Genomic DNA, 15,724 nt, shown 5'->3' with positions numbered 1-15,724 from the left:
ATTATTTGACCTCGACCACAGTGCCCTGCAACCGCTGCAAGGCTTCGTTCACCGCTTGCGGCATCAGCTGGCGCAGGCAGTTGTAATGGCCGAAGCGGCACGTGCGATCGAAGCATGGGCTGCATTCGATGCCCAGGCGCACGATCTCCACGTGTTCGGCCAATGGCGGTGTGAAGCCCGGCGAGGTCGAGCCGTAGACCGCCACCAGCGGGCGATTCAGCGCGGCGGCGACATGCATCAGGCCGGAGTCGTTGGAGACGACCGCGTCGGCGCAGGACATCAGGTCGATGGCTTCGGCCAGCGACGTGCCGCCGCTGAGGTTCACCGACTCTTCACGCAAGCCGGGAATCAGCCGCGACCGGATGTCTTCACCGACGGCATGATCGTTCTTCGAACCGAACAGCCAGACTTGCCAACCCTCACGAATCTTCGTTTCGGCGACCTTGGCGTAGTGCTCGGACGGCCAGCGCTTGGATTCGCCAAACTCGGCACCGGGGCACAGCGCCAACACCGGACGGTCGAGGGTCAGACCGAACTTGGCCAGTGCCGCCTCCCGGCTGACCGGATCAATTTGCAGGCTCGGCCGTGGATAGGGTTTGGGCAGATCAAGGCCGGGCTCGTAAGCCAGGGCCATGAAGCGCTCGATCATCAGTGGGTAACGTTCTTTGTCCAGCGCGCGCACGTCATTGAGCAGGCCATAACGGAACTCGCCACGCCAGCCGGTGCGTTTCGGGATGCCGGCAAAAAATGGCACCAGCGCCGACTTCAGGGAATTGGGCAACAGGATCGCCTGGTCATACTGTCCGGCCAGGGATTTGCCGATGCGTCGACGGGTCGCCAGCTCCAGGACACCGTGGCCGAGCGGAAAGCTCAAGGCCTGGCGCACTTCGGGCATGCGCTCGAGAATCGGCCGGCTCCACTCGGGGGCCAGCACGTCGATTTCGCATTGCGGGTGGCGCTGCTTGAGACACTGAAACAGTGTCTGCGCCATCACCATGTCACCGACCCAACTGGGCCCAACGATCAGAATTTTCATGTGGTTTCCATAAACGAACCGGGGAGGCATACGCCTCCCCGCCTCGAGAATCACTGCGGGAGCAGGGTTGCTTGCGATGGGGCATCACCTTCAACATTACTGTCGACTGTCACTGCGCTATCGTCGGAACGCCGCCCGGAGCAAGCCCGCTCCCACATTGGGTATTGGTGCACATCCAGTGCGGTGTAGTTTAGCTGCTTCAATCCACCAAACACCGCAGATTAACTGTGGGAGCGGGCTTGCTCGCGAAGGGGCCATCACATCCAACATCACTGTCGACTGACACTCCGCTTTCGCGAGCAAGCCCGCTCCCACAGGGGGTATTGGGTGTTTCAAATATCCGATTTCAGCTTAATCCCAACTCTTTCCAGATCCGCAATACCTGCCGTCGTTCGTCCGCGAACTGGTCGCCGGGTATCACGCCGGGGTCCTTCTGCAAGGCCTGCCGGTGGGCGGCGGAGCGGTAGGCTTTATAGGCCTCACGCAACAGGCTGGCGTCTTCGGCGGGCATCAGCCCTTCCTCCTCCAGCCCCTCCAGAATGCGGATGTTATCGGTCCAGCGCAGCAATGACGGGTGCGTCTGCGACCACGCCAGAGCCGCGTATTGCACCATAAATTCAATATCGACGATACCTCCGGCGTCCTGCTTGAGATCGAATGGCGCCGTGGCCTCGAAGGCGTTTGCCCCGGTGCCTGCCGCGGTGCTCTTGCTGCCGAGGTTATCGCGCATCTTGGCGCGCATCTCGCTGACCTCCTGACGCAAGGTCGCCAGGTCTCGTGATTTGCCCAGCACGGCGGCACGCACTTGTTCGAACGCCCGGCCGACATCCTCACTGCCCACCAGTACCCGCGCCCGCACCAATGCCTGGTGTTCCCAGGTCCAGGCTTCGTTTTCCTGATAACGGGCAAACGCCCCCAGGGAGCTCACCAGCAACCCCGCAGCACCGGACGGACGCAGGCGCATATCCACTTCGTAGAGCTGACCGGAGTTGGTCTGGGTCGTCAGCAAGTGAATGATCCGCTGCCCGAGCCGAGTGAAGAACTGGGCGCCGTCGATAGGCTTGGGCCCGTCGGTTTCCGCCTGCGGATCGCCGTCGTGGATGAACACCAGGTCCAGGTCCGAACCATGCCCCAATTCCAGCCCACCGACTTTCCCGTAACCGACAATGATGAAGCCGGGATCGCACACAGTGCCGTCGGTGCGCAGTGGCGTGCCGTACTTGGCCACGGTCTGGCGCCAGGCCAGGGCCAATACCTGTTCGAGAATCGCTTCAGCGAGCCAGGTCAGGTAATCGCTGACTTTCATCAACGGCAGGCTGCCGGCGATTTCCGAGGCCGCCACCCGCAAGCGGTGCGCCAGTTTGAAATGCCGCAGGGCTTCCATTTGCTGTTCGAGGTCGTCCTCGGGAATCCGTGTCAGGCGCTCGCGCAACTCGGCGGCCAGCTCCGGCGCCAAGGGCGGCTTGAACAACCGGCCCTCGTTGAGCAATTCATCGAGCAGCAGCGGGAAGCGGGTGATTTGTTCGGCGATCCACGGGCTCGCGGCGCACAGGGTCAACAAGCGTCGTAGCGCACCAGGGTTTTCGGTCAGCAACACCAGGTACGCAGAACGGCGGGCCACGGCTTCAACCAATGGCAGCACCCGTTCCAACACCAGATCGGGATTGGCGTGCTCTACGGCTTGCGCCAGCAAGCGCGGAATGAAGGCATCGAGGCGCTCGCGTCCCAGGCGCTGCATGGCGCGCAACTGCGGACTGCCGCGCAGGCCGGCCAAGGCTTTCAGCGCCTTGGTGGCATCGGTGAATCCGCCCTCTTCCAATTGACGGCATGCCGCTTCTTCGTTCTGGGCTTCTTCCCACAGCGGCAGCCATTCACCGCCGACCACCACTTCGCTTTCGCTGCCTTGTTCTTCGTCGGGGTCGGCGATCACCTGACCGAAGTGCCACGCCACCCGACCGCGCCAATACATGAGCTGTTCATGGAAAGCGGCCCAATCGTCGAAACCCAACATCAAGGCAATGCGCGCCTGATCCTGAGCGCCGTCCGGCAGCATTTGAGTCTGGCGGTCGGCAATCGCCTGGATGGCGTGTTCGGTGTAGCGCAGGAATTCGTAGCCTTCGCGCAATTCGCTGATCACCGCCGGCGGCAGGTAACCCTGGTCTTGCAGTGTGCTCAGTACGCTCAATAGCGGACGCTGCTGCAGACTCAGGTCGCGACCACCGTGAATCAGCTGAAAGGCCTGGGCGATAAACTCGACTTCACGGATCCCGCCGGAGCCAAGCTTGATATTGTCGGCCATGCCCTTGCGCCGGACTTCCTGCTGGATCAGCTGCTTCATGGTGCGCAGCGCTTCGATGGCCGAAAAGTCCAGATAACGCCGGTAAACGAACGGCCGCAACAGGTCGAGTAACTGTGCGCCGGCCACTTGATCGCCGGCCACCACCCGCGCCTTGATCATGGCATAGCGCTCCCAGTCGCGACCCTGATCCTGGTAATACTGCTCCAGTGCGTTGAAGCTCAGCACCAAGGCGCCCGCCGAGCCGTATGGCCGCAGGCGCATGTCGACACGGAACACGAAGCCATCGACCGTCATCGGGTCCAGCGCCTTGATCAGACGCTGGCCGAGACGAATGAAAAATTCCTGGTTATCCAGCGAACGCTTCACGCCGACGGTTTCTCCACCCTCGGGGTAGGCAAAGATCAGGTCGATGTCCGACGACAGGTTGAGCTCCACCGCGCCGAGCTTGCCCATGCCGAGGATGACCATCTGTTGTGGTTCGCCACTGCGCCGGCCGGTCGGCACGCCGAATTGCTGGCAATGCCGCGAGTACAACCACTGATAGGCCTGATCGATGCTCGCATCGGCCATGTCCGAGAGGTCGCGGCAGGTCTGGACCAGGTCGGCCTGACGGGTCAGGTCGCGCCAGATGATTCGCACCTGGTGGCGATTACGCTGGCGGCGCAGGGCGCGACCGAGCTCATCGTCGGTTTCAACCGCGCTCACCGCTGCCGCAATCTGCCCGCACAACTCACCGGGCGCAAAATGGCGGTCCAGTTCGCCGGACTGCACCAGCTCCAGCAACATGGAAGGGTCGCGGGTACTCTGTTCAATCACGAAGTCGCTGGCAGCGGTGACCCGGGCGAATTGTGCCCAGCGTTCAGGCGTCCAGCCGGACAGCCCCCGGTCGTCGTCCAGTTCGGCGGCCGCCGTACGGAACGACTGCTCGGCACGGGTGACAAACGGCAGGAGCACGGCGGGCAGTTCGGCAAGCGAAGGGAGGCTCATGGTCTATCCTTGATCGGCGTGTAGGGGGCTGCATGTAGTGATTCGCGAAAACACACTACCTGATCGACTGTCGAACAAAGGTTAGAAATAGCTGATATTTCTTGTTTTTTGGCAGACAGCATCAAGCTTTCACCTTTTCTGGTTGGTAAAAGACCAACCTTAACGATTATTCTCACAACGCAGCCGGAGGCCACAAGCCGCTCATCTGTAGTTTTACTACTCGTCTATACATTCGAAAGGCTGAAATGCCCGCTGATTTGTAGTAAAACTACACGCCGCCGGAACAACCTCTCGGCAATCCAAGAATTTATATCGTCTGCCCACAAGGCCAGTCGCAAACTCAGGCAACCGATTCTGGAAGCCTTTCCGCCCTGGAGCAAGCCATGCAAGACCTCGATCCCGTCGAAACCCAGGAATGGCTGGACGCCCTGGAATCGGTTCTCGACAAAGAAGGCGAAGACCGTGCTCACTATCTGATGACCCGTATGGGTGAACTCGCGACCCGCAGCGGTTCGCAGTTGCCTTACGCCATCACCACGCCTTACCGCAACACCATCCCCGTTACCCACGAAGCACGCATGCCTGGCGACCTGTTCATGGAACGCCGCATTCGCTCGCTGGTACGCTGGAACGCGATGGCCATGGTAATGCGCACGAACCTGAAAGATTCTGACCTGGGTGGTCACATCTCCAGCTTCGCCTCCAGTGCGACCCTGTATGACATCGGCTTCAACTATTTCTTCCAGGCTCCGACCGACGAACATGGCGGCGACCTGATCTACTTCCAGGGCCACACCTCGCCAGGCGTTTACGCCCGTGCGTTCATGGAAGGCCGCATCACCGAAGACCAGATGAACAACTTCCGCCAGGAAGTCGACGGCCAGGGCTTGTCGTCCTACCCGCACCCTTGGCTGATGCCTGACTTCTGGCAGTTCCCGACTGTATCCATGGGTCTGGGCCCGATCCAGGCGATCTACCAGGCACGCTTCATGAAGTACCTGGAAGCCCGTGGCTTCATCCCTGAAGGCAAGCAAAAAGTCTGGTGCTTCCTGGGCGACGGCGAGTGCGACGAGCCGGAATCCCTGGGCGCGATCTCGCTGGCTGGCCGTGAGAAGCTCGACAACCTGATCTTCGTCATCAACTGCAACCTGCAGCGCCTCGACGGCCCGGTTCGCGGCAACGGCAAGATCATCCAGGAACTCGAAGGCGTGTTCCGCGGTGCTCAGTGGAACGTGACCAAAGTCATCTGGGGCCGTTTCTGGGACCCACTGTTGGCCAAAGACGTCGACGGTATCCTGCAACGTCGCATGGACGAAGTCATCGACGGCGAGTACCAGAACTACAAAGCCAAAGACGGCGCGTTCGTGCGTGAACACTTCTTCAACTCGCCAGAACTCAAGGCGATGGTTGCAGACCTGTCCGACGACGAGATCTGGAAACTCAACCGTGGTGGTCACGACCCGTACAAGGTCTACGCGGCGTACCACGAAGCGGTCAACCACAAAGAACAACCCACCGTCATCCTGGCCAAGACCATCAAAGGTTATGGCACCGGTGCCGGCGAAGCGAAAAACACCGCGCACAACACCAAGAAAGTCGATGTCGACAGCCTGAAGTTGTTCCGTGACCGCTTCGACATTCCGGTCAAGGACGACGAGCTGGAAAACCTGCCGTTCTTCAAGCCGGAGCCAAACAGCGCCGAAGCCCGTTACCTGAGCGAGCGCCGCACCGCGCTGGGCGGTTTCGTGCCACAGCGTCGCGCCAAGAGCTTCGACATCCCGACGCCGCCACTCGATACCCTCAAGGCTATCCTGGACGGCTCGGGCGACCGTGAGATTTCCACCACCATGGCCTTCGTGCGGATCCTCGCGCAGCTGGTCAAGGACAAGGAAATCGGTTCGCGTATCGTGCCGATCATCCCCGACGAAGCCCGTACCTTCGGTATGGAAGGCATGTTCCGTCAGTTGGGCATCTACTCCTCCGTCGGCCAGCTCTACGAGCCAGTCGATAAAGACCAGGTGATGTTCTACAAAGAAGACAAGAAGGGCCAGATCCTCGAAGAAGGCATCAACGAAGCGGGCGCCATGAGCTCCTTCATCGCTGCCGGTACTTCGTACTCCAGCCACAACCAGCCAATGCTGCCGTTCTACATCTTCTACTCGATGTTCGGCTTCCAGCGTATCGGCGACCTCGCCTGGGCCGCTGGCGACAGCCGTACCCGTGGCTTCCTGATCGGCGGTACCGCCGGCCGGACCACGCTGAACGGCGAAGGCCTGCAACACGAAGACGGTCACAGCCACATCCTGGCTGCCACCATCCCGAACTGCCGCACCTTTGATCCAACCTACGGCTACGAGCTGGCGGTGATCATCCAGGACGGCATGAAGAAGATGACCGAACAGCAGCAGGACGTCTTCTATTACATCACCGTGATGAACGAGTCTTACCAGCAGCCAGCCATGCCGGCCGGTGTCGAGGAAGGCATCATCAAGGGCATGTACCTGCTCGAAGAAGACACCCGCGAAGCGGCGCACCACGTTCAGCTGATGGGCTCCGGCACCATCCTGCGTGAAGTCCGTGAAGCGGCGAAGATTCTGCGCGAGCAGTTCAACGTCGGCGCCGATGTATGGAGCGTTACCAGCTTCAACGAACTGCGTCGCGACGGCCTGGCCGTTGAGCGCACCAACCGTCTGCACCCGGGCCAGAAGCCTAAACTGAGCTACGTCGAAGAGTGCCTGAACGGCCGTAAAGGTCCGGTCATCGCCTCTACCGACTACATGAAGCTGTTCGCTGAGCAAATTCGTCAGTGGGTCCCGTCCAAGGAATTCAAAGTCCTGGGCACCGACGGTTTCGGCCGCAGTGACAGCCGCAAGAAGCTGCGTCACTTCTTCGAAGTCGACCGTCATTTCGTGGTGTTGGCAGCCCTGGAAGCACTGGCTGACCGTGGTGATATCGAACCCAAGGTGGTGTCTGAAGCCATCGCCAAGTTCGGGATCAACCCGGAAAAACGCAACCCACTGGACTGCTGAGGAGACACTCTGTGAGCGAACTCATTCGCGTACCTGACATCGGCAGCGGTGAAGGTGAAGTAATTGAACTGTTTGTGAAGGTCGGCGACCGTATCGAAGCCGAGCAGAGCATCCTGACACTTGAGTCGGACAAGGCGAGCATGGAAGTGCCTGCTCCCAAGGCCGGCATCGTCAAAAGCCTGAAAGTGAAACTGGGCGATCGCCTGAAAGAAGGCGACGAACTGCTGGAACTGGAAGTCGAAGGTGCCGCTGCTGCCGCCCCTGCGGCTGCCGCTGCGGCTGCCGCTGCGCCAGCGCCAAAGGCTGAAGAGAAACCGGCTGCTGCTCCGGCGCCGGCCGCGCCTGCTGCTGCGCCAGCAGCCGCTTCGGTTCAGCAAGTGCACGTGCCGGACATCGGTTCGTCGGGCAAGGCCCAGATCATCGAGATCCAGGTCAAGGTCGGCGACACCGTCGAGGCTGATCAGTCGCTGATCACCCTGGAATCCGACAAGGCCAGCATGGAAATCCCGTCGCCTGCCGCTGGCGTGGTCAAGGCCATCAGCGTCAAGCTCAACGATGAAGTCGGCACCGGCGACCTGATTCTGGACCTGGAAGTGGCGGGTGCTGCGGCCCCTGCCGCTGCCGCGCCAGCCCAGGCTGCTGCGCCTGCTGCCGCTGCTCCTGCGCCAGCCGCCGCGGCTGCACCGGTTGCCGACAGCGTTCAGGACATTCACGTCCCGGACATCGGTTCGGCAGGCAAGGCCAAGATCATCGAAGTCCTGGTCAAGGCCGGCGATACCGTTGAAGCCGACCAGTCGCTGATCACCCTGGAATCCGACAAGGCGAGCATGGAAATTCCATCGCCTGCCGCCGGCGTGGTGGAAAGCGTTTCCATCAAGCTGGATGACGAAGTCGGTACTGGCGACCTGATCCTGAAGTTGAAAGTCAAAGGCGCTGCACCTGCTGCTGCCCCGGCGACCGCCGCTGCTGCTCCTAGTGCTCCAGCTCCAGCCGCCGCTGCGCCTGCTGCTCCGGCACCGGCCGCGCCTGCTGCTGCACCGGCCAAACCGGGCGCCAAGGTTCATGCTGGCCCGGCTGTACGCCAACTGGCCCGTGAATTCGGCGTCGAACTGGACGCCGTCGGCGCCAGCGGTCCGCACGGTCGCATCCTCAAGGAAGACGTGCAGGTTTACGTCAAGGCCATGATGCAGAAGGCCAAGCAAGCACCGGCCGCTGCTGCTGCTGGTGCAACCGGTGGCGCGGGTATCCCGCCGATTCCGGTCGTGGACTTCAGCCGCTTCGGTGAAATCGAAGAAGTGCCGATGACTCGCCTGATGCAAATCGGCGCGTCGAGCCTGCACCGCAGCTGGCTGAACATTCCGCACGTGACTCAGTTCGATTCGGCTGATATCACCGACCTGGAAGCGTTCCGTGTCGCTCAGAAAGCCGTTGCAGAGAAGGCCGGCGTCAAGCTGACCATCCTGCCGCTGCTGCTCAAATCCTGCGCGCACATGCTCAAGGAACTGCCGGACTTCAACAGTTCGCTGGCGCCAAGCGGCAAGGCGATCATCCGCAAGAAATACGTGAACATCGGCTTCGCGGTGGATACGCCTGAAGGCCTGCTGGTACCGGTCATCAAGAACGTCGACCAGAAGAGCCTGTTGCAGCTTGCGGCTGAGGCGGCTGTGCTGGCTGCCAAAGCCCGCGACAAGAAGCTCACCGCTGACGACATGCAAGGCGCCTGCTTCACCATTTCCAGCCTCGGCCACATTGGCGGCACCGGCTTCACGCCGATCGTCAACGCGCCGGAAGTGGCGATCCTCGGTGTTTCCAAGGCAACCATCCAGCCAGTCTGGGACGGCAAAGCCTTCCAGCCGAAACTGATGCTGCCGCTGTCGCTGTCCTACGATCACCGCGTGATCAATGGCGCCGCTGCTGCACGCTTCACCCAGCGTCTGAGCGCCCTGCTGGCGGACATCCGCACCATCCTGCTGTAACACCGACCGGCCCTCCCTCACCGGAGGGCCCGTTGCGTTCCACGATTTCCGAGCGCCACGCTCGTACCTCAACCCCGCCCATTTGGCGGGGCTTTTTTTGCCTGGCGCTTTTACCTGAAGAGATACCTGAAGAGTTGCCTTCCTACATTTGTGGCTGACATCGCCCACAACTCGCATCCATTTCAGCTCGATATTTTTCAAGGTCAAATAACTAACCTTAGTTGTAAGACTTGCAAATAAACCGCTGAAACAAAACCTGCCTAATTAGCAGCAAGCTGAATGGATTCGATCATGTTAAAACCTACAGTGGGCCCTATCCTTGGCCATACAACAACTAATCACACGCGTATATTCCTGCGTGGAAACTCACACAAAGATGCGTTGGTATTTGCCGGCGTTCGTTATCGACGGACAGGAGAAAAACGCTGGTCCACCGGTGTCTTTGCAAAACTCGACAGCAGTCGCGACATGTGCGCAGTCATCGCCCTCAACGATCTTGCAGCCGATACCGACTACGAGTATCAGGCCGGCTGGTTCAGCCCGATGAGCCCGGTGCATACCGTGGAGACGGTGACGGAGCTGGCGCTGCAATGGCCGCCGCCGATTCATCGCTTTCGTACCCGCTCACCCCGGGCCACACGGCCACGGGCTTACATCGTCGGATCCTGCCGCTACCTGCGCATGACCGCAGGCATTGCCATCGCACCTCATCTGGGGGACAGGATATTCGCTTCCGTTTCCCGACTGGCAGAGCAGGCCGACCCACCCGTCAGTGCCCTGTTGATGACAGGCGACCAGATCTATGTCGATGACCTGAACGCCATCGCCCCTGATCGTGAATACAAAGAAATTCTGCACAAGTACCGCACGGCTTTTTCGCAGCCCAACATCGCAACATTGATGTCCAGCCTGCCCACTTACATGATCCTTGACGACCATGAAATCGAAGACAACTGGCCCGCCAATAAAAGCACGTGCGACGAGTACTTATATGCCAACGCAATCAGCGCCTATGAACTGTATCAGGCCAGCCATGGCCCGGCACACGAACTGGCGGACAACGGACAAATAAACACAAAACTGGAAAAGTATTGGTATCAATTTACCGAAGGCGATATCGAATGGTTTGTCACCGACAGTCGAACACGGCGCAATCTCTCGACCGATGATCGACGCATCCTCGACGACACCCAGGAGCAAGCCTTGTGCGACTGGCTGGTCCGCAGCCCCGCCCGGGTCAAATTCGTGGTGACCAGCGTGATGTTCTACCCCGACCGCAAACGCCAGGGCGAAGACGCCTGGCAAGCCTTTCCCGAGCAGCGGCTACGGTTGCTTGAGACTATTCGTACACAAGGTATTCAGAACGTCTTTTTCATTTCCGGCGATATTCACGGTTCACTGACCAGTCGACTGACCCACAGCGAAGACCCGGACTTTGAGGTTCACACCATCGTGTCTTCGCCGTTGTGCAACAGCAAAATGCTGCCCTATGCCAACGCGTCCACCTTCATCCTCGATCAACCACTGGCCCGAACCCCTGCCGGGGACTATCGGTACGAACTGACCGGCGCGGTCATCAGCCAGGACAACTTCGCCCACCTGATCGTCGATGCAGAACAGATCCGCGTCAGTTATCACGACCGGGACGGCAATCTGCTGCAAACGACAAACATCCGATTGCGTTAAGCCCGGCAAGCCGGTCTCGCTCCCACAGAGATAGTGCGTAACTGGACGGCATTGGGCACACTGGTGGTCTGACTATTTACATCCCAACCTGACTGAGAGGACTGACGATGGTTCTGCGCTCGGAAATTCTGGTAAACAAAAACGTGCTCCCTACCAAAGAACAAGCCCTGCCTGGCCGCGAAACGCCAATGACCGTGCCGGAAAAACACTTCGTCCATGACGCCCCGCTGCTGGGCCCGTTCGTTACCGATGTAGATTTCGCCATCTTCGGCCTGGGCTGCTTCTGGGGGGCGGAACGTCGCTTCTGGCAGCGCGAGGGCGTGGTCAGTACCGCAGTGGGTTACGCCGGCGGTTTTACTCCGAACCCTACCTATGAAGAGGTCTGCTCGGGCCTGACCGGCCACACTGAAGCGGTGCTGGTGGTCTACGAGCCGGCAAAAGTCAGCTACGACGAGCTGCTGAAGATGTTCTGGGAACTGCATAACCCGACCCAGGGCATGCGCCAGGGCAACGACATCGGCACGCAGTATCGCTCCGTCATCTACGCCACCAACCCGACTCAGCTGGCAGCCGCCAAGCACAGCGAGCAGGTGTTCCAGGCCGAACTGACCAAGGCGGGCAAAGGCACCATCACCACCGAAATCGACGAAGCTCCGACGTTCTACTTCGCCGAGGCGTATCACCAGCAGTATCTGGCCAAGAATCCCGAGGGTTACTGCGGGATTGGCGGTACAGGCGTGACCTGCCCGATCTGATTTCAGATCGCTAAAAGCTTCGCGAGCAAGCCCGCTCCCACATTGATCTGTGTCTGACCACGCTTTTGTGATCGACATAGACCTACTGTGGGAGCGGGCTTGCTCGCGAAGGCGTCCGGTCAGACACCATCAAAACATCTGATCAGCAATCAACTCTCGGCGATCAACCAATCCATCTGCCACCCACCCTGGGTCTGTCCAAGCTTCCTGGACAACCACGGCAGCAACTCACGCAATTCCTCTTCCAGCCCCCACGGCGGATTGGCAATCGCCAACCCCGAACCATTCAGGCTGTTCGGCGTATCCAGCGGATGCACCAGCAACTCCACCCGCAACAACTTCGGCGCACCCGTGCCAGCCAGATCCTGATAAAAACGCCGCAACATGCGCTGATCCTTCACCGGATACCAGATCGCCGCCACCGTCTGGCGCATCCGGCCGATCGCCTCTTTCAACGACGCCGCACAACGCTGCATCTCATCGAGTTGCTCGAACGGCGGATCGATCAACATCACCGCGCGCTTTTCCGGCACCGGCAACATCGCGCGCGGCACATGCCAGCCTTCGCCCAGATGCACCTTCACCCGACGATCGCCCTTCATGTTGTCCTTGAGCAACACACCATCCTCCGGGTGCTTCTCGTTGAGCAACACCCGATCCTGCGCACGGGTCAGACGCCGCGCCAACTCCGGCGACCCCGGGTAATAGCGCAACTGCCCATCCGGGTTCATCTCGTGCAGCACCTTCATGTAATCAGCGGTCAACGCCGGCAGATCCGGCTGATCCCACAACCGCGCGATGCCTTCCAGGTACTCACCGGTACGACTGGCCTGGTCGCCCTGCAGGTCATACAGACCAATGCCGGCGTGGGTGTCGAGATAGGCAAACGGCTGCTCCTTGCGCGCCATCAAGGCAATGAGGCGGGTCAAAGTCAGGTGTTTGAACACATCGGCGTGATTGCCGGCATGGAAGGCGTGACGATAATTCATGGCTGCTCCTGCGAAGGGCGGCAAGTTTACCTTGTACGGGGCTGGACGTCAGGGGTTCGCAGCCGAGCGGGTGGTTGTGACAACAACCGCCCGAGCACATCCGGCACCTCGCAGACGGTCAAATACTTCTTTTTGACCTCGCTTCACTACCGCTCTCGGAAACGTCCGATAACATCGCCCGGAGATTCCGCCGCCCCTTCTCTGCAGGCCACGGCTGGCAAGCCACCCCCAATGGATCGATCCAACCTGTCGGATTCGGCGCGTACCGGTACGGGTTCAAACCACCCTCCAGGTTGAGCGGGCCGGGAGTCAGGTAGCGCCCCGTATCCGGGCTGTAGTAGCGATGCCGGCTATAATGCAGGCCGCTCTCGGTATCGAAGTACTGCCCCTGGTAACGCAAGGGCTGGTCGAACCGATCCACCCCTGCCAACGACAGGTGGATGATTTTGCCGAAGGCGTCGTACTTGGCCGACCAGATAATTTCGCCAGCGCAACTCGTCAGTTCCTGCGGCGTTCCCAGGTGATCAAGCTGGTAATAAAACGCGCAGGCCTGGTACGGACCTTTGCCGTCGAGCAAGGCCAGCGGGCGGAAGCTGCCGGGTTCGTAAAGGTAGCTACGGTAATGATGCCGGCTACATTCGGCCACGAGGTGGTCGCCCTGCCAGAAGAACTCGGTGGTGTTGCCGTCGACGGTTTTGCCGATGCGACGACCGAGGGCATCGTAGCGGTAGCTGGCGCTGCGGCCATCCGGGAACGTGATGCCGATCAGCCGGTGCTGGCAGTCGTAATGGTATTCGGTGACGATTTTTTGCCCGATGCCGCGGCGTTCACGAATGAGGTTACCGAAGGCGTCGTAGTCGTAATGGCTATCGCCATGCATGAGCAGGCGGTTGCCTTTGAAGGTGGCCGGACCTTGTCGATCCTGCATCAGAAGGTTATCGGCAGGGTCATGGACGAAGCGTTGCGCCGGGTCGCCTCGGGTGTGGCGCACCCGGACCAGACGATTGCGCGCGTCGTAGTAATAGCTGCGCTGCCCATGACGGCTGTCGGCGATCGAGGCGAGGTTGCCGTTGACGGTGTAGCAGTAATGACGCATGTACAGGGGCCGGGCTGGCTGGTTGATCGCGTGGGCTTGCAACCGCCCCTGCTCATCGTAGTGGTACTGACTGCTCAGCTGACCTTGCTGGCGTTGCTGCTCACGGCCAAAGACGAATGCGTGGGTGGTGAGCCGTGCGCCGTTGAGATCGATGGCCATCAGCGTGCCGCCCTGGGCGTGTCGGTAATCGATCTGGCTATTGTCAGGCAGGCGCAGGTGATTGAGCTGACCGCAGGCGTCGTAGCCATAACGCAGTGTGCCCCGGCCTTGGCGCTCGCAGATCAGGCGGCCCTGCCGGTCATACTCCAGCTCAAGCGAATGAGCCTGACCGTCATCGATGCGGACCAGTCGGCCGCGGTCATCGTAGCGATAACCGACCTTATTACCGTCGGGCAAGGTCTTGACCAGCACCTGCCCTGCGGCGTTGCGCTGATAGCGGGTGATCAAATCCACGCCGTCATCGCCGAACTCGGTTATTTCCAGAAGTAGACCATTGGGGTCATGGAGGTACGCAGTGCGACGACCGTCGAACCCGGTTTCCTGGCGGATCAGACCGCTGGCCGTGTACTCCAGCCGATACTGTTCGCCGGATTGGTTTTCGATTGCCGTGAGCAACCGCAGTACTGTGTCGTAGCGATAGCGCAGCTGCGTGCCGTCGGGATTGGTCCGGCGACTGATGAGCTGGCAATCGGCTGCGTATTCGTAGCGCGTGACGTGGCCGAGCTCATCGCGCTCGGCGGTGATCCGGCCATCGGCGTCATAACTGAACTCGCGACTGGCGCCGCTGGCGAGCGTCGTCTGAATCAGACGGCCGTCGGCGTCCCATCGGTAACGGGTGATGGCACCGTGTTCATCCTGCCGGCTTACCTGCCGCCCCAACGCATCGTAAGTAAAACGCCGCCGACCACCGTCCGGCAGCGTTTCTTCGACCAATTGGGCCGGACCATGCCAAACGAACACATGCTGGCTGTTGTCCGGATAGCGGATCGACAGCAATCGACCATTTTCATCAAGGCGATAGTCGCTGCCAGGGCTGTCGGGCTCGGTCGCATCGGTGAGGTCAAGGCTGTCGAACGCTGACGTGAAAGGCAGTTGATTAGCAGGAACGAACATCCGATGTGTCTCTGCAGAGTGAAGACGAGCGATTCTGCATCAGCGAGTACGGGTGTTGAGGAGCAGTGAGAAAATTCAGATATGTCCTGCTTTTGTAGAGCCGTTTCCCACAACAATCGGGACAAATGACTACAGACATTTCCCTGCACCCATAAAAAAACGGCCCGCCTCTAACAGGAAGCGGGCCGCTTTCTTGCTTTTGAATGGTCAGAGCCTCAGCTAATCCCGATCACTTGTTCAGACGGAAATTTGCCTCTGGATCTTGTGACGACGCCTACGCCCCTGCTGAAGACCGCGCCCGCAACCGCCGACCGACCACATCCAGCACATCGCAGCCATCACGCAACGCAATGGCACAGAGCAAGGCAAAGTCGCTGAGGATGAAGGACTCGCACTCGATCGAGCCGCGCATGGACAGATTCTCGAGCACCTGGGTCACTGCGCGGATTCTGTGGCTGGCGGCGTCGGTGAGGATGTCGAGTGGCGCGTGGGTGTCAACGAACAGGGTAGGCATGTCAGTGCAGTTGCTGGTCAATGCCATGAAGCGGTTGTCGGGATGGGGGGTTGGTTTTTCGTAGGGTGGATCCGGATGAATTGTTTTCATTTTCTAACCTCTGGTAGAAGCGGGGCTACCATCGGCCTTCCTACAGGCTTGGGTGGCAGCCATACGCGGGGTAGGAATATCGAGACCAGAGAACTCGACCACGCCGAAGCGTGCCCGCGCACAGCCGCCGCAATAGATCTTACGGGCGCACGTT

The 15,724-nt window shown here is 60.2% G+C and carries 8 protein-coding genes and 1 pseudogene; 4 read left to right on the top strand and 5 right to left on the bottom strand.

The genetic code is table 11. From position 1 onward, the window contains the following. Position 1 precedes the first annotated feature (1 nt). The gene (gene waaF, locus F8N80_RS02370; protein ID WP_150743863.1) at positions 2 to 1,036 is read right to left on the bottom strand and encodes a lipopolysaccharide heptosyltransferase II; all 1,035 of its coding nucleotides are present in this window, start codon (positions 1,034 to 1,036) and stop codon (positions 2 to 4) included. A gap of 346 nt (positions 1,037 to 1,382) precedes the next feature. Further along, entirely contained in the window at positions 1,383 to 4,322 is a 2,940-nt protein-coding gene (gene glnE / locus F8N80_RS02360) for a bifunctional [glutamate--ammonia ligase]-adenylyl-L-tyrosine phosphorylase/[glutamate--ammonia-ligase] adenylyltransferase (RefSeq protein WP_150783151.1), read from the bottom strand. A 383-nt stretch (positions 4,323 to 4,705) separates the two neighbouring features. Here glnE and aceE point away from each other — a divergent pair, with 383 nt between their 5' ends. The 4 genes from aceE to msrA all read left to right on the top strand — a co-directional run bounded on the left by aceE (position 4,706) and on the right by msrA (position 11,768). Continuing rightward, on the top strand, positions 4,706 to 7,351 hold the full coding sequence (gene aceE, locus F8N80_RS02355; RefSeq protein ID WP_150743861.1) for a pyruvate dehydrogenase (acetyl-transferring), homodimeric type: 2,646 nt from the start codon (positions 4,706 to 4,708) through the stop codon (positions 7,349 to 7,351). Positions 7,352 to 7,362: 11 nt separating this feature from the next. Then, positions 7,363 to 9,327 carry a dihydrolipoyllysine-residue acetyltransferase gene (gene aceF, locus F8N80_RS02350; RefSeq protein ID WP_150783150.1) on the top strand — a complete coding sequence of 655 codons (1,965 nt, stop codon included), beginning with the start codon at positions 7,363 to 7,365 and terminating at the stop codon, positions 9,325 to 9,327. 291 nt (positions 9,328 to 9,618) lie between these two features. Next, positions 9,619 to 11,013 carry an alkaline phosphatase D family protein gene (locus F8N80_RS02345; RefSeq protein WP_150783149.1) on the top strand — a complete coding sequence of 465 codons (1,395 nt, stop codon included), beginning with the start codon at positions 9,619 to 9,621 and terminating at the stop codon, positions 11,011 to 11,013. A gap of 107 nt (positions 11,014 to 11,120) precedes the next feature. After that, positions 11,121 to 11,768: a peptide-methionine (S)-S-oxide reductase MsrA gene (gene msrA / locus F8N80_RS02340; protein WP_150748103.1), complete on the top strand. Its 648-nt coding sequence runs from the start codon at positions 11,121 to 11,123 to the stop codon at positions 11,766 to 11,768. Positions 11,769 to 11,917: 149 nt separating this feature from the next. Here msrA and F8N80_RS02335 read toward each other — a convergent pair whose 3' ends face one another. From F8N80_RS02335 to F8N80_RS02325, 3 genes and pseudogenes are all read right to left on the bottom strand, one after another. Continuing rightward, positions 11,918 to 12,757 carry a 23S rRNA (adenine(2030)-N(6))-methyltransferase RlmJ gene (locus tag F8N80_RS02335; RefSeq protein WP_150748104.1) on the bottom strand — a complete coding sequence of 280 codons (840 nt, stop codon included), beginning with the start codon at positions 12,755 to 12,757 and terminating at the stop codon, positions 11,918 to 11,920. Positions 12,758 to 12,968: 211 nt separating this feature from the next. Next, positions 12,969 to 14,915, bottom strand: a pseudogene (locus F8N80_RS02330) (RHS repeat-associated core domain-containing protein); the annotation flags it as partial. Positions 14,916 to 15,240: 325 nt separating this feature from the next. Then, positions 15,241 to 15,570: a hypothetical protein gene (locus tag F8N80_RS02325; protein WP_150748106.1), complete on the bottom strand. Its 330-nt coding sequence runs from the start codon at positions 15,568 to 15,570 to the stop codon at positions 15,241 to 15,243. Positions 15,571 to 15,724 lie beyond the last annotated feature (154 nt).

It is taken from the genome of Pseudomonas fluorescens (genome assembly GCF_902497995.1).
Taxonomy (GTDB): Bacteria; Pseudomonadota; Gammaproteobacteria; order Pseudomonadales; family Pseudomonadaceae; genus Aquipseudomonas; species Aquipseudomonas fluorescens_BK.
This window is presented reverse-complemented; position numbering and strand designations above follow the sequence as displayed.